17 protein-coding genes and 1 riboswitch are annotated in these 17,971 nt (G+C 63.8%); of the genes, 13 read left to right on the top strand and 4 right to left on the bottom strand.

Going from position 1 to position 17,971, the window contains the following annotated elements; genetic code table 11:
- Positions 1-81: 81 nt before the first annotated feature.
- The 6 genes from CCOS864_RS17615 to CCOS864_RS17590 all read left to right on the top strand — a co-directional run bounded on the left by CCOS864_RS17615 (position 82) and on the right by CCOS864_RS17590 (position 6,405).
- The gene (locus CCOS864_RS17615) at positions 82-987 is read left to right on the top strand and encodes a MurR/RpiR family transcriptional regulator (RefSeq protein WP_115087621.1); all 906 of its coding nucleotides are present in this window, start codon (positions 82-84) and stop codon (positions 985-987) included.
- Between the two features lie 76 nt (positions 988-1,063).
- Complete coding sequence (gene ribD, locus CCOS864_RS17610; RefSeq protein WP_115087620.1) at positions 1,064-1,528, top strand: bifunctional diaminohydroxyphosphoribosylaminopyrimidine deaminase/5-amino-6-(5-phosphoribosylamino)uracil reductase RibD; 465 nt, start codon at positions 1,064-1,066, stop codon at positions 1,526-1,528.
- A gap of 157 nt (positions 1,529-1,685) precedes the next feature.
- A complete protein-coding gene (gene lpxO / locus CCOS864_RS17605) occupies positions 1,686-2,585 on the top strand; it encodes a lipid A hydroxylase LpxO (RefSeq protein ID WP_010225312.1) in 900 nt (299 codons plus the stop codon).
- A 193-nt stretch (positions 2,586-2,778) separates the two neighbouring features.
- The gene (locus CCOS864_RS17600; RefSeq protein ID WP_115087619.1) at positions 2,779-3,123 is read left to right on the top strand and encodes a carboxymuconolactone decarboxylase family protein; all 345 of its coding nucleotides are present in this window, start codon (positions 2,779-2,781) and stop codon (positions 3,121-3,123) included.
- A gap of 95 nt (positions 3,124-3,218) precedes the next feature.
- Complete coding sequence (locus tag CCOS864_RS17595) at positions 3,219-3,776, top strand: GNAT family N-acetyltransferase (RefSeq protein WP_115087618.1); 558 nt, start codon at positions 3,219-3,221, stop codon at positions 3,774-3,776.
- A 172-nt stretch (positions 3,777-3,948) separates the two neighbouring features.
- Positions 3,949-4,154: riboswitch (cobalamin riboswitch) on the top strand.
- A gap of 109 nt (positions 4,155-4,263) precedes the next feature.
- Positions 4,264-6,405: a TonB-dependent receptor gene (locus CCOS864_RS17590; protein WP_115087617.1), complete on the top strand. Its 2,142-nt coding sequence runs from the start codon at positions 4,264-4,266 to the stop codon at positions 6,403-6,405.
- A 111-nt stretch (positions 6,406-6,516) separates the two neighbouring features.
- On the opposite strand, the gene CCOS864_RS17585 is transcribed toward CCOS864_RS17590, so the two are convergent.
- Entirely contained in the window at positions 6,517-7,434 is a 918-nt protein-coding gene (locus tag CCOS864_RS17585) for a LysR substrate-binding domain-containing protein (protein WP_115087616.1), read from the bottom strand.
- Between the two features lie 99 nt (positions 7,435-7,533).
- Here CCOS864_RS17585 and CCOS864_RS17580 point away from each other — a divergent pair, with 99 nt between their 5' ends.
- The 7 genes from CCOS864_RS17580 (at position 7,534) to CCOS864_RS17550 (ending at position 16,237) form a co-directional block, all read left to right on the top strand.
- Positions 7,534-8,625, top strand: coding sequence for a tartrate dehydrogenase (locus CCOS864_RS17580; protein ID WP_115087615.1), 1,092 nt, complete (start codon positions 7,534-7,536; stop codon positions 8,623-8,625).
- Positions 8,626-8,821: 196 nt separating this feature from the next.
- The gene (locus CCOS864_RS17575; RefSeq protein ID WP_115087614.1) at positions 8,822-10,420 is read left to right on the top strand and encodes a BCCT family transporter; all 1,599 of its coding nucleotides are present in this window, start codon (positions 8,822-8,824) and stop codon (positions 10,418-10,420) included.
- Between the two features lie 170 nt (positions 10,421-10,590).
- Positions 10,591-11,712, top strand: a complete 1,122-nt coding sequence (locus CCOS864_RS17570) for an aromatic ring-hydroxylating oxygenase subunit alpha (protein WP_115087613.1) — start codon at positions 10,591-10,593, stop codon at positions 11,710-11,712.
- A gap of 51 nt (positions 11,713-11,763) precedes the next feature.
- Positions 11,764-13,212 (top strand): NAD-dependent succinate-semialdehyde dehydrogenase, encoded by a 1,449-nt coding sequence (locus CCOS864_RS17565; protein ID WP_115087612.1) that lies wholly within the window; start codon positions 11,764-11,766, stop codon positions 13,210-13,212.
- A 57-nt stretch (positions 13,213-13,269) separates the two neighbouring features.
- On the top strand, positions 13,270-14,241 hold the full coding sequence (locus CCOS864_RS17560) for a PDR/VanB family oxidoreductase (RefSeq protein WP_115087611.1): 972 nt from the start codon (positions 13,270-13,272) through the stop codon (positions 14,239-14,241).
- 192 nt (positions 14,242-14,433) lie between these two features.
- The gene (locus CCOS864_RS17555) at positions 14,434-15,516 is read left to right on the top strand and encodes a helix-turn-helix domain-containing protein (protein ID WP_115087610.1); all 1,083 of its coding nucleotides are present in this window, start codon (positions 14,434-14,436) and stop codon (positions 15,514-15,516) included.
- Between the two features lie 31 nt (positions 15,517-15,547).
- Complete coding sequence (locus tag CCOS864_RS17550; RefSeq protein WP_115087609.1) at positions 15,548-16,237, top strand: YoaK family protein; 690 nt, start codon at positions 15,548-15,550, stop codon at positions 16,235-16,237.
- Positions 16,238-16,243: 6 nt separating this feature from the next.
- Here CCOS864_RS17550 and CCOS864_RS17545 read toward each other — a convergent pair whose 3' ends face one another.
- The 3 genes from CCOS864_RS17545 to CCOS864_RS17535 form a co-directional block, all read right to left on the bottom strand.
- Positions 16,244-16,594, bottom strand: coding sequence for a hypothetical protein (locus CCOS864_RS17545; RefSeq protein ID WP_115087608.1), 351 nt, complete (start codon positions 16,592-16,594; stop codon positions 16,244-16,246).
- Between the two features lie 157 nt (positions 16,595-16,751).
- Complete coding sequence (locus CCOS864_RS17540; protein WP_115087607.1) at positions 16,752-17,576, bottom strand: methyltransferase domain-containing protein; 825 nt, start codon at positions 17,574-17,576, stop codon at positions 16,752-16,754.
- Positions 17,577-17,602: 26 nt separating this feature from the next.
- Entirely contained in the window at positions 17,603-17,965 is a 363-nt protein-coding gene (locus CCOS864_RS17535) for a DUF1641 domain-containing protein (protein WP_115087606.1), read from the bottom strand.
- Positions 17,966-17,971: the final 6 nt, after the last annotated feature.

Raw genomic sequence — 17,971 nt, 5'->3', positions numbered from 1 at the left:
CCTCCAGGCCACGCCCCGGCTGCACGCCGGGGAGTGGCTTGGGATACACTGCGACCCATCTTTCAGGGAGCCTTGCGCCGGATGTCGAGCACTTCGAAGAACACCACCGTCTACGCCTCGCCGGTCATGCGCAAGCTGTCGGAAAGCCTCGCCGAACTGCAACCCTCGTTGCGCAAGGTGGCTGATTACATCCTGCGTCACCCGCTCAAGGCGGCGACCCTGACCATCGAAGAGATGGCCCAGGCCACCGCCACCTCGCCCGCCGCGGTCAACCGCCTGGCCAAGGCCCTGGACCTGGGCGGCTACAGCGGCATGAAGGCCGAGCTGGTGAGCACCCTGCAACAGATGGTCTCGCCCGTGGACAAGCTGCGTAATGAACTGGCCCAGCGCCCCGGGGGCGAGTTCGGCCTGCACGAGCAGATCCATAGCGCCAGCAGCAACCTGGCGACCACCCGCGACATCAACCAGGCGGAGACCTTCGAGGCCTTCATCGCCAGCCTGACCCAGGCGCGCAAGGTGTACGTGCTGGGCTTTGGCAACAGCGTCTACCTCGCGGGCCTGGCGGCCTCGACCCTGGTGCCGTTCTGCGCCGATGCCTGCGCCATCAGCATGGAAGGCGGCAACGAAAACGCCGCCTACCGCCTGGCAGCGATCACTGACCAGGACGTGCTGCTGGCTATTTCGCTGCCGCGCTACTCCCAGGACACCCTGCAACTCTCGCGCTTTGCCCATGAGCGTGGCGCCACGGTGCTGGCCATTACCGATTCGCCAGCCTCGCCGCTGACGCCGATTGCCCGTCACGTGCTGTTCGCCGCTGCCGATCACCCGGTGCTGACCAGTTCCAGCATTGCCGTGCTGGCGCTGATCGAAGGCCTGGTGGCCGGGGTCATGGCGCGCAACAAGGAAGCGGTGAAGCTGGCCACCGAGCTGACCGAAAGCGTGATGTCGTACCTGCATGTCCCTGGCGGCAAAATCACCCGCAAGTGAGGCGGCAAAAGCGCGCAAGCTGGATTACGCTGTGTACGCGCACTCGCGCCATCACTACCCCAGGAGCTGAACGACAATGGATTGTTTTTCACCCAGCGATAAGCTGTTCATGCACCAGGCCCTGAGCGAAGGCCGCCGCGCCTTGCCCACCTGCCTGCCCAATCCCCCGGTGGGCTGCGTGCTGGTGCGCGACGGCCGGATCATTGCCCGCGGCTTTACCCAAGCACCAGGGCAACACCACGCTGAAGCCATGGCCATGGCGCAGTTCGACGGCGATGCCGACGGGGTGACGGCCTACGTGACCCTCGAGCCCTGCTCCTTCCATGGCCGCACGCCGTCCTGTGCCACAGCCTTGATCAAGCGCGGCATCAAGCGCGTGTTCGTTGCCATGCTCGACCCCGACCCGCGCAATGCCGGGGCGGGTATCGCGTTGCTCGAACAGGCCGGCATAGAGGTGATCATCGGCTTGCTCCAGGCACAGGCGGCGGGTGACCTGACGCCCTACCTGAACAGGGCCGGGGCAGCGCTCGACGTTTGCTGAGGGACAACCGCGCAGGCTGAATCGTTAAGGCAAACGGTTGCGCCTAGCACTATGGTCGGGCACATAACCGGTAACATTTAGTTCAAACCGTGGACATGATTGTTTATGCTGGCGGGCTTATGCCATGGCGCATCGCCACATCGACAAGTATTCGCCCATGAAAATTTTCTTAGTTCTACTGTTTGTTTTCTCGATTGCCTACGTCCATTTCCGCGGCCGGGTACGGCACAAGGTCACCCGCCAGCTGGGTGATCACTCGAGCTTCCTGGCCCCGGTCAACGTGTTCCTGTACCTGTTCTCCAAGCTGCCGGCCAAGCCGTACCTGCCAGTCGAGTCCTTCCCCGAGCTCAAGCCGTTGCAGGACAACTGGCAGGAAATCCGCGCCGAGGCCCAGCAACTGCTGCACGTCGGCGAGATCAAGAGCTCGCAGAACTACGACGACGTCGGCTTCAACTCGTTCTTCAAGAGCGGCTGGAAGCGCTTCTACCTGAAGTGGTACGGCGAGAGCCACCCTTCGGCAATGAAGCTGTGCCCACGCACCACCGAGCTGCTGCAGGGCATCGGCACGGTCAAGGCGGCGATGTTCGCCACCCTGCCGCCGGGCTCCAAGCTGGTGCGCCACCGCGACCCTTACGCAGGCTCGTACCGCTACCACCTGGGCCTGGACACGCCAAACGATGACGGTTGCTACATCTGCGTCGACGGCGAGAACTACGCCTGGCGCGACGGCGAGGCGGTGGTGTTCGATGAAACCTACATCCACTACGCCTCGAACCAGACCGAGCACAACCGCATCATTCTGTTCTGCGACGTCGAGCGTCCGCTCAAGTACCGCTGGGCCACGGCGTTCAACCGCTGGTTCAGCCGCAGCGTGATGGCCGCAGCCGCCGCGCCCAACGATGCCGGTGACAAGACCGGCGGCATCAACCGCCTGTTCACCCGCATCTACAAGATCCGCGAGCGCGGCAAGGCGCTGAAGAAGCGCAACCGCACCCGTTACTACCTGGAGAAATGGGCGGTGGTGGCGGCGCTGGTGCTGGTGTTCATCTATATCTGACTCAGACCGCTATCGCTGGCAAGCCAGCTCCCACAGGTTCAGTGCATGCTTTCTCTGTGGGAGCTGGCTTGCCAGCGATGAGACCCTCTCCCTCCCAAAGTCTTGCCTTTCCCCGACCATCGACCAACGGCGCCCTGCCGCAAAAAAAACTAACGTCACTGTTCTAGTTGCCAACCACACCAAGGTGAAGACAATGAGCATGATGGACTGGGATGCCTACCGTAATCAGTTGATGGGCGGCATCGGCGATCTCAAGCAACTCTCTCCCGACACGGTTAACGGTTACATGACCGCCAGTGGCGCCGGAGCCAGGACCAACCACCTGGACGCCAAGACCCGTGAGCTGATTTCCCTGGCCGTGGCAGTCAGCACCCGCTGTGACGGCTGCATCGCCGTGCACTCGGCCCAGGCGGTCAAGCAAGGCGCGACCCGCGAAGAAATCGCCGAAGCCCTGGGCGTGGCCGTGGCCATGAACGCCGGGGCGGCGCTGGTGTATTCGGCGCGGGCACTGGATGCCGTGGGCAAGGCTGGGCTGTAACCTCTCCCTCACGTGAGCGCGCGGTCGCGCCGCGCCTCACCCACTTCCTGGCGTTTTCGCATAAGCTAGCGGGCGAACCGTTTTCAGGAACCACCATGATCCACATCCGCCCCATGACCGCTGCCGACTTCGAGCTTTTCTGGCCGACCTTCCAGGGCATTGTCAGCGCCCGCGAAACCTATGCCTTCGACCCGGCCATGAGCCAGGAGCAAGCTCGCCAGCTGTGGCTGGAAGCGCCGCTGCGAACCCTGGTGGCCGAAGAGGATGGCGTGCTGCTCGGCTCCTACTTCCTCAAGGCCAATGCCGCCGGCCCCGGCAACCATGTCAGCAATTGCGGCTACATGGTCTGCGACGCCGCCCGTGGGCGCGGTGTCGCCAGGTTGATGTGCGAGCACTCGCAGCAGCTGGCCCGGGAGCTGGGTTTTCTGGCCATGCAGTTCAACTCGGTGGTGTCGAGCAACGAGGTCGCGGTGGCCTTGTGGCAGAAGCTTGGCTTTGCCATCGTCGGGCGTTTGCCCAATGCCTACCGGCATGCGCGCCTGGGGCTGGTGGACAGCCTGGTGATGTACAAGTGGCTGGAAGAGCCGAAGCAGCCAATGCTGATCGGGCGCAAGAATATCGAGGCGGTGGTGTCGCGCAAGCGCGGGCGTTGAGACGTCGCTGTCTGAGCTGGACTCATCGCTGGCAAGCCAGCTCCCACAGCTACGGTGCACACCGAACCCTGTGGGAGCCGGCTTGCCGGCGATGCTGTTGACCTAGAAGCGCCACCCAAAAACTGATCTGCTCAGATACGCAAGCCGTTGACTGCAAAGGTTTTCGGTGTTCAGATGCGCGCCAGTTTCAGGTGTCCTGCGCCGCCGTGCGCAGGGTGAAACGGGAAGCCGGTGCGTCATGCAAATGACCAGTCCGGCGCTGCCCCCGCAACGGTAAGCGAGCGAAGCCTTCGAAACACCACTGTGCCTCGGCATGGGAAGGTGAAGGCCTTCACGACCCTCGCAAGCCCGGAGACCGGCCTGAAGCTTCTGTTTGGCAACCCCGCGGTGGGCGGGCGCAGGCCGGTTGGCGTCCGCCTGCGCGTGCGCCATGCCTCCATGCGTTGTTCCCTCCGGGATTCATTCTTCCTGTTGACTGTGGAACGACATGTCCCGAAATTCCAAGCTTCATACCCTGGCAGCCAATGCTCTGGCCCCCTGCCTGGCATTCTCCGTGCCGGCTTTCGCCGAAGACACCAGCCCCTCTGCCCTGGCCCTGCCCTCGACGGCCATCACCAGCAGCAGCGACAACCAAACCATCAGCCTGGCCACCCCGCTGCCGACCGGCTCGCGCCTGGACCTCAGTGCCATGGACACCCCGGCCAGCACCAGCAGCCTCGCCAGCGAGGTCATCGACGGGCGCAACAACCTCACCGTGCAGGACGCCGTGACCCGCTCGCCGGGCATCACCTCGGTCGCCACCCCGGGCAACGGCAATACGGCGCTGTCGGCCCGCGGCTTCAGCGGCCACGGCTCGGTGATGACCCTGTTCGACGGCTCGCGCATGTACACCGGCGCCGGTACCCAGAGCTTCCCGGTCGACCCGTGGATGGTCGAGCGCATCGACGTGATCCGTGGCCCGGCCTCGGTGCTGTACGGCGAAGGCGCCACGGGTGCGGTGATCAACGTGATTCCGAAAAAACCTTTTACCGGCGAGATCCGTAACCACCTGCGCCTGGGCTATGGTTCCTACGACCGCCAGCAACTGGGCCTGGACAGCGGCGGTTCGCTGAGCGAGCGGCTGAGCTACCGGGTGACCCTCAACCGCCAGGAAAGCAACGGTTGGGTCGACCGCGGCGACTCGAAGAACCTGGCCATGAGCGCCGCCCTGCGCTTCGATGCCAGCGACGACCTGAGCTTCACCCTCGCCCACGAGCGCGGCGATGCCGACCCGATGAACTACTTCGGCACGCCGCTGATCGACGGCCATTATCGCGACAGCCTGCGCAAGAAAAACTACAACCTCAAGGATTCGGCCCAGCACTACCACGACGAGTGGACCCGCTTTAACACCGACTGGGCCATCAGCGATTCGATCAGCGCCAGCAACCAGCTGTACTACCTCAAGAGCCGCCGCCACTGGCGCAACGCCGAGGACTACACCTGGAGCAGCGGCGTCGGCCAGCTTGAGCGCGGCAGCTACCTGGAGATCAGGCACGACCAGGAACAGGTCGGCGACCGCCAGAGCGTCACCTTCGACCATTCGCTGTTTGGCCTGGCCAGCAAAACCGTGGTCGGCGCCGAGTACAACCGCATCCGTTTCGGCATCGACAGCAACTCGCCGTACAACGACATCGGCGGCGATTTCATCGACCCGTGGCAGCCGGCGCCGGGCTACTTCCACAGCGCCAGCCCGACCCGCCCGCAAACCGACAGCACCACCCGCACCTTCGCCCTGTTCGCCGAGAACCGCACCCAGCTGTCGGAGCGCTGGTCGCTGGTCACCGGCATTCGTCGCGACCAGAACCACATCGACCGCAACAACCTGGTCAACGACACCCGCACTGACCGCAGCCTCAACGGCGGCAACTGGCGCGCCGGGCTGGTGTTCGCAGTCAACGACGAGCTGAGTCTGTACGGCCAGTACTCCACCAGTGAAGATGGCGTCAGCGACCTTGTGACCTTGAGCCCGAGCCAACAGAAGTTCGACCTGACCGAAGCCAAGCAGACCGAGTTCGGCCTCAAGCAGCTGTTCTGGGATGGCCGTGGCGAGTGGACCCTGGCGGCCTATCACATCGTCAAGAAGAAGCTGTTGGTCGACAACCCCGACACCCACCAGAAGGAACAGGCCGGGCAGCAGACCTCCGATGGCCTGGAAGCGACCCTGGAGCTGGCCCTGGCCAACCAGTGGCATGTCTCGGCCAACGCCTCGGTGGTGCGCGCCAAGTACGACGATTTCGACCAGACGGTGGGCGGGCAAACCGTTTCCCGTGCTGGCAATCGCCCAAGCAACGTACCGCGGCGGACCGCCAACCTGTGGGTCAGCAAAGGCTTCAGCCACAACGTAGACGCCGGCATGGGCCTGCGTTATGTCGATGAGCGCTATGCCAACACCGCCAACTCCCAGAGCGTGCCGGGCTTTACCGTGGTCGATGCCAACCTGGGCTGGCAGGTGCTGCCGGATGTGCGTCTGGGCCTGCAGTTGAACAACCTGCTCGACCGGCGTTATGCGGCCACTGCGCACAGTGGCGAGCAGTGGCTGATGGGTGAGCCGCGGTCGTATTTTGCGACGGTGGATTACACGTTCTGAGGTGAACCGGGGCTGCGTTGCAGCCCATCGCCGGCAACGCCGGCTCCCACAATGGGCCTGTGTACACCGGGCCTGTGGGAGCTGGCCTTGCCAGCGATGAGGCCGGCCCTGTCAACCTAGCTCAGGCAAGCTATAGCGCTCGGCAAAATACTGGCGAAAAAACTCCACCGCCACCCGCACCTTGGCCGAACTGGCCAGCGGCGTGGTATACACCGCCCAGATGTCCGCCGGCTGGTGATACTCCGCCAGCACCTGCACCAGGCGCCCATCGGCCAGGCTGTCGTGCACATCCCACCACGAGCGCAGCAAAATTCCTCGCCCATCCAGGCACCACTGGTGCGCCACTTCACCATGGTTGCTCGACAGGCTGCCGGTCACCCGCACGCTCTCCTCGCCCCCCGGCCCTTCCAGCTGCCACACGCCAAACGGGTGGTCACGCTCCTTGATCACCAGGCAATCATGGCTGGCAAGCTCGGCCAGCACCTTGGGCGTGCCGCGCCGGGCCAGGTAGGCCGGGGAAGCGCACAGCACCCGGCGGTTCCTGGCCAGCGGCTTGGCAATCAGGTTGGGGGCGATGGCGTTACCGACGCGAATATCCAGGTCGACGCCCTCTTCAATCAGGTCCACCAGGCGGTCATGCACGTCCAGGCGCACATCCAGGCGCGGGTAGCGCTCGGCCAGTTCCGACAACGCCGGGGCCACAAATCGCCGGCCCAGGCCAAGGCTGCTGGCAATCCGCAGCTGGCCCACCGGTTCGCGGTGCTGGGCGCTGATGTCGTCGCCCATGCGCTGCACCGCATCGAAAATCTGCTGCGCCCACTGGTACACCCGCTCGCCCTCCTCGCTCACCGTCACCCGCCGGGTGGTGCGGTGCAGCAGGCGCACTTCAAGGGTTTGCTCAAGCACGCGGATGCGTTTGCTGATGAACGCGGCCGACATGCCGAGCTCTTCGGCCACCGCCGCGAAGCTGGCGCGCTTGGCCACCTGGAGGAAGATATTGAGGTCGTCGAGGCTGGGAAGATTATTCACGATGCGTGCACTAAGAATCCATGAATCACGAGATTATCTCTGAATCCTGCCCTTATAGCATGAGCCGCACCTGTTCCCTAGACAACGAGTGCGCCCCTCATGAGCAAGACTTTCAGAATCGCCGCAATTCCCGGTGACGGCATCGGCAACGAAGTACTCCCCGAAGGCATCCGCGTGGTCGAGGCCGCCGCGCGCAAGCATGGCCTGGACATCAGCTTCGAATTCTTCGAATGGGCCAGCTGCGACTACTACCTGGCCCACGGAAAAATGATGCCGGACGACTGGTTCGAGCAGCTCAAGGATTTCGACGCCCTGTACTTCGGCGCCGTGGGCTGGCCAGACAAGGTCCCGGACCACATTTCGCTGTGGGGCTCGCTGCTGAAGTTTCGCCGCGACTTCGACCAGTACGTGAACATCCGCCCGGTGCGCCTGTTCCCCGGCGTACCCTGCCCGCTGGCCGGCCGTGAGCCTGGCGACATCGACTTTGTGGTAATCCGCGAGAACACCGAAGGCGAATATTCGTCCCTGGGCGGGCGCATGTTCGAAGGCACCGACAATGAGTTCGTGCTGCAGGAGTCGGTGTTCACCCGCCGGGGTGTCGACCGCATCCTCAAGTACGCCTTCGAGGTGGCGCAAACCCGCGAGCGCAAGCACGTGACCTCGGCGACCAAGTCCAACGGCATGGCCGTGAGCATGCCCTACTGGGACGAGCGCACCGCGGCCATGGCTGCCAATTATCCGGAAATCAGCTGGGACAAGCAGCACATTGATATCCTCTGCGCCCGCTTCGTGCTGCAGCCGGATCGCTTCGACGTGGTGGTGGCCTCGAACCTGTTCGGCGACATCCTCTCCGACCTCGGCCCGGCCTGCGCCGGCACCATCGGCATCGCGCCATCGGCCAACCTCAACCCCGAGCGCAAATTCCCGTCGCTGTTCGAACCGGTGCACGGTTCGGCCCCGGACATCTTCGGCAAGAACATCGCCAACCCGATCGCGATGATCTGGTCGGGCGCGCTGATGCTCGAGTTCCTTGGCAACGACGGCGCCGACCCGCGCTACCGCGCCGCCCACGACGACATTCTCAAAGCCATCGAGCAGGTCATCGCCGCCGGCGATACCACCCGCGACATGGGCGGGCAAAAGTCGACCCAGCAAGTCGGTGAAGCTATCAGCGCGCTGATCGAAGGTTGATGACCAGGGGCCGATTGTCAGAATTGTCTGACAAAACGGCCCCTTGGCTCTTGCGGGTGAAGCGGATTATCTGCAGAATCTGTTAACCAAAAGATTCACGTTAACTTTAAGTTAACAACGAAGCAGGGAGTGCTGCCGCAACACCCCGGAGTGCCTGCCGGGTATAGCTAAGAACGCCAACGTCCAGGAGACGATGATGTCGCACAAAAATAAAAAGATTGATGTGTTCCTGATTACCGTGAGTTTGATTGCCGTGCTGCTCACCGTCATCGGCCTTGCAGCCTTCCCGGGCGAAGCCGAAAGCGCGGCCAACCAGTTGTTCGAACTGTCGACCCGGACCTTCGGCACCAGTGTTCAGGTGCTGGTGTTCGGCAGCTCGCTGGCGGTGCTGTACCTGGCCTTCAGCAAGTACGGCAACATCCGCCTGGGCAGTGGCAAACCCGAGTACGCCACCGCCACCTGGGTGTTCATGTTCATCTGCGCCGGCATGGGCTCTTCGACCCTGTACTGGGGCGTGATGGAATGGGCCTACTACTACCAGACCCCGGGCCTGAACATCGCCGCCGCCACCCCCAAGGCACTCGAGTACAGCATCAGCTACTCGTTCTTCCACTGGGGCGTCAGTGCCTGGTCGATCTATGCCCTGGCCTCGCTGGCCATGGCCTATCACTTCCACGTGCGCAAGAAGAGCGGCCTGAACCTGGCCTCGATCGTCGAAGCGGTGACCGGCTTCAAGGCCACCGGCCCGGTCGGGCGCAGCGTCGATTTGATCTTCCTGCTGACCATGATGGGCGCGCTGACCGTGTCGCTGGCGCTCACCGCCTCGACCCTGACCCGCGGCCTGCATGACCTGGCCGGCACCCCGGACACCTTCACCGTGCAACTGCTGGTGATCGGTGCGGTGGCGGTGATGTTCTCGCTCAGCTCCTACATCGGTATCGATGGCGGCCTGCAGCGCCTGAGCAAGATAGTCTGCATCGGCGCCCTGGTGTTTGCCCTGGTGGTGCTGCTGGTCGGCCCGACCCAGTTCACCATCAACAACACCGCCAACTCGATTGGCCTGATGATCCAGAACTACGTGCACATGAGCCTGTTCACCGACCCGGCGGGCGACGGTGCCTTCACCCGCAACTGGACAGTGTTCTACTGGCTCTGGTGGGTGTCCTACGCGCCAGGCGTGGCCATGTTCGTGACCCGCGTGTCGCGTGGCCGGCAGATCAAGGAAGTGGTCATGGCCCTGCTGCTCGGTGGCAGCTTCGGTTGCTGGTTCTTCTTCGGCGCCCTGGAAAGCTACAGCATGCACCAGTTCATCACCGGCGCCGTGGACGTGCCGAAGATGCTCAGTGAACAAGGCGGCGAATCGGCGGTGACCCACCTGCTGCTGGCCTTGCCGTGGGGCCAGGTGTTCCTCGGCGTGTACCTGTTCATCATGGCGATCTTCTGCGCTTCGCACATGGACGCTGCCGCTTATGCCGTGGCCGCCACCAGCACCCGCAACCTGCGTGAAGGCGACGACCCGACGCCGACCCACCGCCTGTTCTGGTGCGTGGTGCTGACCCTGGTGCCGCTGGCCATGCTGTTCGCCAAGGCTTCGCTGTCGACCATGAAAACCGCCGTGGTGCTCACCGCCATTCCGTTCATGGTGATCCTGCTGGTGAAGATCTACGGCTTCTTCAAATGGATGATCGAAGACTACGGCCAGATGCCGGCCTACCGCATCGAGGAAGAAGCGGCGCGCATGGCCGGTGAAGAGCCTGCGCAACAAGCGCCGCGCAGCGCCGCTGCCGTGCACTGATCACACACCTGTGGGAGCGGGCTTTCCCGCGATAGCGATCTGAGCCTTGTACGGGCCAGATCGCGGGGCAAGCCCGCTCCTACAACAGCAGTAAATTTTTTTGCCTGGCTTGTTAACTGATAGATACGCGTTAACCAACAACTAAAAACCGTGCTTGTGAGACCCCAACCATGAATGACTTCAAACGCCTGCCCGCCGATTTCTGCGCCAACGCCGAAGAGGCGTTCACCATTCCCGCCAGCTTCTATACCCAGGCCGCAGTGTTCGAGCACGAGAAAGAAAACATCTTCGCCCGCAGCTGGATCTGCGTCGGCCACCGCAGCGAAGTGGCCGAGAACAACGCCTACATCACCCGTGAAGTGATCGGCGAAAGCATCATCGTCGTGCGCGGCCGCGACAGCGTCCTGCGCGCCTTCTACAACGTCTGCCCGCACCGTGGCCACCAGTTGCTCAGCGGCAGCGGCAAGGCCAAGAACGTCATCACCTGCCCGTACCACGCCTGGACCTTCAAGCTCGACGGCGACCTGGCCCACGCGCGCAACTGCGACAACGTGGTCAACTTCGACAAAGAAAACTCGACCCTGGTGCAGCTGCGTGTCGAAGAATACGCAGGCTTCATCTTCATCAACATGGACATGGAGGCCGGCTCCGTCGAAGACCAGCTGCCTGGCCTGCAAGCGCGCATGCGTGCAGCCTGCGCGGTGATCGACGACCTGCACCTGGCCGCGCGCTTTGTCAGTGACACCCCGGCCAACTGGAAGTCGATCGTCGACAACTACCTCGAGTGCTACCACTGCGCCCCGGCCCACCCCGGCTTCGCCGACTCGGTCGACGTCGGCCAGTACAGCCACAGCATGCACGGCAACTGGACCCTGCAGTACGGCCTGGCGAAACCTTCGGAGCAGTCGTTCAAGTTCGACGAAAGCGTCAAGGATCCGTCCTTCGCCGGTTTCTGGGCCTGGCCGTGCACCATGTTCAACGTGCCGCCAGGCGCCAACTTCATGACCGTGATCTACGAGTTCCCGGTCGATGCCGAAACCACCCTGCAGCACTACGACATCTACTTCCTCAACAAGGACATCAGCGAAGAGCAGCAGAAGCTGATCGACTGGTACCGCGAAGTGTTCCGTCCGGAAGACCTGCGCCTGGTCGAAAGCGTGCAGAAGGGCCTCAAGTCCCGCGGCTACCGTGGCCAGGGCCGGATCATGGCCGACCGCGAGCGCAGCGGCATGAGCGAGCACGGCATTGCTCACTTCCACAACCTGATCGCCGTCGCCCACCTCAACGACTGATACCGCTCGCCGCAGGCTTCACCGCCTGCGGCGCGCTTCGGAGTGCCTTGCGTGAAACTCAATGACAACAAGCTGTTCCGCCAGCAGGCCTACATTGCCGGGCGCTGGTGCGACGCCGATGACGGGCGCAGCCTCAACGTGACCGACCCGGCCAACGGCGAGCTGCTCGGCAGCGTGCCGCTGATGGCCGGTGCCGAAGCCGTGCGCGCCATCGAAGCCGCCGAAGCGGCCCTGGCCGACTGGCGCGGGCGTACCGCCAAGGAGCGTGCGCAGGTGCTGCGCCGCTGGTTCGAACTGCTGCTGGAACACGAGCAGGACCTGGCCCGGCTGATGACCTTCGAACAGGGCAAGCCGCTGCACGAAGCCCTGGGCGAAATCCGCTACGCCGCCTCCTTCGTCGAATGGTTTGCCGAAGAAGGCAAACGCGTCTACGGCGACGTGATCCCCAGCCCGTCCAACGACAAACGCCTGCTGGTGATCAAGCAAGGCATCGGCGTATGCACCGCCATCACGCCGTGGAACTTCCCGGCGGCGATGATCACCCGCAAGGTCGCCCCGGCCCTGGCCGCAGGCTGCACCATGGTGGTCAAGCCGGCCAATGAAACCCCGTTCTGCGCCCTGGCCCTGGCCGCGCTCGCCGAACGCGCCGGCGTGCCTGCCGGTGTGTTCAACGTGGTCACCGGCGATGCACCGGCGATTGGCGCGCAGTTCACTGGCCACCCTTCGGTGCGCAAGCTGAGCTTCACCGGCTCGACGCCGATCGGCCGCCTGCTGATGGGCCAGTGCGCCGAAACCATCAAGAAGGTCAGCCTGGAGCTGGGTGGCAACGCGCCGTTCATTGTCTTCGCCGACGCCGATATCGACGCTGCGGTCGAAGGCGCCATCGTCGCCAAGTACCGCAACGCCGGGCAGACCTGCGTGTGCGTCAACCGCTTCTACGTGCACGACAGCGTGTATGAGCAATTTGCCCAGCGCTTCGTCGAGCGCGTGCGTGCCCTGGAGGTTGGCCATGGCAGCGCCGCCACCAGCCAGATCGGCCCGTTGATCAGCGACAAGGCGGTGGCCAAGGTGCGCAGCCTGATCGACGACGCCCTCGGCAAAGGCGCCGAGCTGGTGCTCGGCGGCCAGGCCCATGCCCTGGGCGGCAACTTCTTCGAGCCGACCGTGCTGGCCGGCATTGGCCCGGGCATGGAGCTGCTCGAAGAAGAGATCTTCGGCCCGGTAGCGGCGCTGGTGCGCTTCAGCAGCGACGACGAGGTCATTGCCCTGGCCAACGCCACTCAATACGGCCTGGCCGCCTACTTCTACAGCCGCGATATCGCCCGGGTATTCAAGGTCGCCGAGCAGCTGGAATACGGCATGGTCGGGGTCAACACCGGGCTGATCTCCAACGAGGTCGCGCCATTCGGTGGCATCAAGCAATCGGGCCTGGGCCGTGAAGGCTCCAAGTACGGCATCGAGGATTATCTGGAAATCAAATACCTGTGCCTGGCGGTCTGAGCACAGGTTCCGCCACGCGGCAGGGCCTGCCGCGTGCTGTTGCAGTCGAGGTGAAACATGGCCAACAAGTATGAAATGTTCAGCGTGCTGGTAACTGAAGTCGAACAGGCAACGCCGCTGATCAAGCGCTTCACCCTGGCCCGCGAAGACGGCGCGCCGATGCCCGCCTTCACCGGCGGCAGCCATGTCATCGTACAGATGCAAGGCGCTGATGGCAGCCAGTTCAGCAATGCCTACTCGCTGATGAGCGACCCGCGCGACACCCGCAGCTACCAGATTGGCGTGCGCCTTGAAGAGCAGTCCAAGGGCGGTTCGGCGTTCATGCACCAGCAGGTGCAAGTCGGCAGCCGCCTGACCCTTTCCTCGCCGAACAACCTGTTCGCCCTGGACCCCAGTGCCGGGCGTCATGTGCTGATTGCCGGCGGCATCGGCATCACCCCGTTCCTGGCCCAGTTGCACGAGCTTGAAGGCGGCGCCAGCGATTACGAACTGCATTACGCCTTCCGCGCCCCGGAGCACGGTGCGTTCCAGCAGCAGCTGGAAAGCGGCCCGCATGCCGCCAACACCCGTTTCTACATCGACAGCCTCGAGCGCAAGCTCGACCTCACCGCGCTGTGCGCCGGCCTGGCCGAGGATGCTCACCTGTATGTATGCGGGCCCAAGCCGCTGATCGATGCAGTGATCGCCACTGCCGCCAAGGCCGGCATCGCCGAACAGCGCGTGCACTGGGAACAGTTCGCTGCAGCACCGGTCACCGGCGCCGCCTTCACCGTGGTGCTGGCCCGTTCCGGTACCGAACTGCAGGTCGAGGAAGGCATGACCATCCTCCAGGCCATCGAAAAGTCCAAGGCGGCCAAGGTCGAATGCCTGTGCCGCGAGGGTGTGTGCGGCACCTGCGAGACGGCGATCCTCGAAGGTGAAGCCGAGCACTTCGACCAATACCTGAGTGATGACGAAAAGGCCGCGCAGCAAAGCATGATGCTCTGCGTATCGCGGGCCCGCTCGGCGCGGTTGGTGCTGGATTTGTAAACCCTGTGCCCCTCCTGTGGGAGCTGGCTTGCCAGCGATGAGGTCAGTGCGACTGGTTGATTACGAGCGCTTCGCACTCGTTCGCTGGCAAGCCAGCTCCCACAGGGATTTGCAGTGACCTCAGCGTAAACCCAAAGTTGACAGCTTCTGTATACTGGCAGGCTCTTGGCCCCCGATCAGGACACCCTGCCGATGATGGAAAACAGTTTCGCCTTCCGCCTCAAGGAACTGCTCGAGCATCACAAGCTGACCTTGCAAGCCGTCGGCACGGCCCTGGGTATCTCGCGCACCGCGGTGCACAAATGGACCCGCGGCGGCGAAATCGATTACGACAACCTGCGCAAGCTGGCCGACTTTCTCAAGGTCAACTGGATCTGGCTGCGCTACGGCGAAGAAGCCCTGCAGAACATCCAGCAGCCACAGGTGGTCGAGCTGCCGATGACCGACCTGCGCCGGCGCTACACCGCCGAGATCATGGAAAGCGAAACACGCATGAAGCTGGCCCAGGAAGGCGCGCGCATCGTCACCTGGGAGTGGAACCTGATCAGCGACGAAGTCACCTACTCGCCCAACGTCGAGCAGGTCTACGGCTGGCCGGTCAACCGCAACGAAGACTTCTGGGCCCACCTGCCGCCTGAAGACATCGAGCACATGCAGGCCATGTACGCCCAGGCAGTGGCCGATGGCAGTGGCTGCGAATGCGATTTTCGTATCACTCGCCCCGACGGCGAAGTGCGCTGGATTTCTTCCCGCGCCACGGTGGTGCGCGACAGTGCCGGCCGTTCGGTGAAGATGGTCGGCATCAGCATGGACAACACCGAACGCAAGGTCGCCGAAGAGGAACTGCGCAACAGTGAGGAGCGCTTCCGGGCGATCTTCGAACTGGCCTGGGGCGCCCTCGCCTACATCGACCCGGACGGCACCTGGCAACGGGTCAACAACAGCCTCTGCGAACTGCTCGGCTACCGCGCCGAAGAACTCTACGGCATGACCTTCCAGCAGATCACCCACCCCGATGACCTCGCCGCCAACCTGCAACTACTGCAGGGCATGCTCGAGGGCCAGAGCGAGCGCTACGAGGTGGAAAAACGCGTGCGCCACAAGAACGGCGAGTACCTCTGGGTCCGTGCCCGCACGTCGCTGCAACGCCGCCAGGACGGTGCGCCGGAGCACCTGATCAGCGTGTTCGAAGACATCAGCGCCGAACGTTGCGAGCACGAGCGCCTGGAGGCGCATATCGCCGGGCTCGAAGCACGGCTGACGGAAAAAAGCTAAGCCCACTCATCGCGTATCGGGAGCGCCAAGGATGCTGCCAGGTTCCACTTCCACCTCTGCCAGGGTCGCCCGCCTGCGCGGCAAGGTCGGCCTGTACTTTGTCGCCGCGCTGTCGGTGCTGGCCGGCATGACCGATGCCATCGGCTTCATGGCCACCGGCGACTTCGTTTCGTTCATGAGCGGCAATACCACGCGCCTGGCGGTATCGCTGGGCGAAGGCGAACCGGGGCCGATCCTGCGCATTGCTGCAGTACTGCTGGCCTTTGTCGTGGGCAATGCCCTGGGCGTGGTGATCGCGCGCCTGAGCGGCCGCCGCCCGTGCCCGTTGCTGCTGATCATCGCCGCGCTGCTGGCCCTGGCGGCGTTGCTGCCCACTGCGCTGCAGTTGCCGGCACTGGTGTCGGCAGTCACCGCCATGGGCATGATCAACGCCGTGGTCGAGGAAGTGAACGGCCTGCCGATTGGCCTGACCTATGTCACCGGCGCGCTTTCGCGTTTTGGCCGCGGCCTCGGCCGGGCGCTGCTGGGCGAGCGCCGGCAAGGCTGGCGGGTGCAGCTGATCCCCTGGACCGGGATGTTCGTCGGCGCCGTGCTCGGGGTGTTGCTGGAGCAGGCCTTCGACCTCGCCGCGCTGCTGTTCAGCGCCCTGCTGGCGGCGGCGCTGGGCTTGATCTCGCTGAAGATCCCGCGGCGCTGGCAACTCAGGTACATGCCGCGCTAGGCAAATTTACAGGCAGGTGGCCAGGGCCGCCATGCGCCGCAGGGCGACGTTGTCGTTGTGCTTCGCGTAGTAGCTCACTGCGGTGCTGGCGCCCTGGGACTTGATGTCGGCAAAGGACTCCGCCTCGCGGGTGTAGACGGTGAAGCCGCCTTGTTTGGCAGGCTCAAGGTAGCCGCTGGCATCGACGCCGAACACTGCTTCATCCTGCCAGCCGAACTGGATGCACTGGGCAACCACATCCGCCGACTTGCTCGAAGTAAACGCCTTGGTCGGCGCCTGGCTGCGCGCCGCCTCCATGGCCGAAGACGCACACCCGGCCAACAACGCTACAGCGACCATCGCCATTACTACCCGCATGACTCTTCCTCGTCAGAAAAAAGACGTGACTGTAGCATTGCCCGGGCATCAAAGAGACAACCCGGAGGCAGACTTCATCGTTTCACTGCCGATGGACCTGACCCAGGATGTCGTGCTGCTGTCCTACGACATTGCCCGTCGCTGAATCGGCACGCATTCACCGCGTGGCAATGATGAAGGTACGCTTGAACGGAAACAGCGTGCGCCCGTCGTCCTCCTGCAGGTAGTGCGCGTGCAGCAGCTTCAGGTACTTGCCGAGAAAGGCTTCACGCTCGGCATCATCCAGGGCAATGAGCACCGGGCGCAGGGCCGAGACCTTGACCCAGTCGAAGATCGGCGAGTTGCCCTCGACCACCTGCAGGTGCTCGGTTTCCCAGATATCCAGCTCACGGGTCAGCGGCGCCAGCAGGCGGTAGTAACCGTCCAGCGACAGCACATTGCGCGAGGCCATGAACTTGCGCAATTCCAGGGTCGCCAATGGCCGGCCGCTGGGCCCGGGCTCGCCGAGGGCCCGGAGCATCAACTGATACCAGGGCGCATCGCGCCAGTTGGGCATGTGCACGGCCAGGCAGCCGCCCTCCTGCAACTGCCCGAGCAGGCGCGGCAACAGGCTTTGGTGGTCCTCGATAAAGTGCAGCACTGCGGCGGCGAACAGCAGGTTGGCCGGTTTTTGCGCCTGCCACTGGCTGACATCGACATGCAGCCAGTTGACGCTGATCGGCAGGGCCAACGCCTCCTGGAGCATCTCTACCGAACTGTCGACGCCGAACAGCTCGGCCCGTGGCCAGCGCTCGGCCAGCAGACGCGTCGCGATGCCGGTACCGCAGCCCAGGTCGTAGATGCACTGGGGCGAATCGAGGTGCAGGCGGTCGAGCAGTTCCAGCACCGGGCGCTCGCGCAAGCGGGCAAATTGCAGGTAGCTTTTCGGGTCCCAGGCGCTATTGGCGCCGGGTGCGGTGGAGCGTTTACGCTGTTCGAGCATGACGGTGGTCCTCTAGCTCCGTGCGATCAATCCTGTCGTCCAATGACATTCAATATTCTGAGTACCAGGGCAAGCCCTCGACGGGTTTGCGGGTCTCGTAGCAGCAACAGCAGGCCATACAGGCTGGGAGTGGGTTCATTGCGGGTTTGCGCCGAGGCCATGCGCATGGCATTGCCCAGGTTCCAGCTCAGGGCCGTGGCCTCCTCGAACAGCCCCGAGAGTTTCTCGACCATGGCCGCATCGAGCAGATCAACGAGGTCGGCGCTCAGCGACAGCAGATCGACCACGTTGTCCATCCGGCCGCTGTCGAGCAGCGGTTGCAGTTTGCGCAACAGGGCGTCCAGCCCCGGGTTGGCGTTCAAAACCGCGGGTAAATCGGTGGCATCCATGACAAT

It is taken from the genome of Pseudomonas wadenswilerensis, assembly GCF_900497695.1.
GTDB classification, from domain to species: domain Bacteria; phylum Pseudomonadota; class Gammaproteobacteria; order Pseudomonadales; family Pseudomonadaceae; genus Aquipseudomonas; species Aquipseudomonas wadenswilerensis.
Note: the sequence above shows the minus strand (reverse complement) of the source record. Positions and strands in the feature narration are given on the sequence as shown.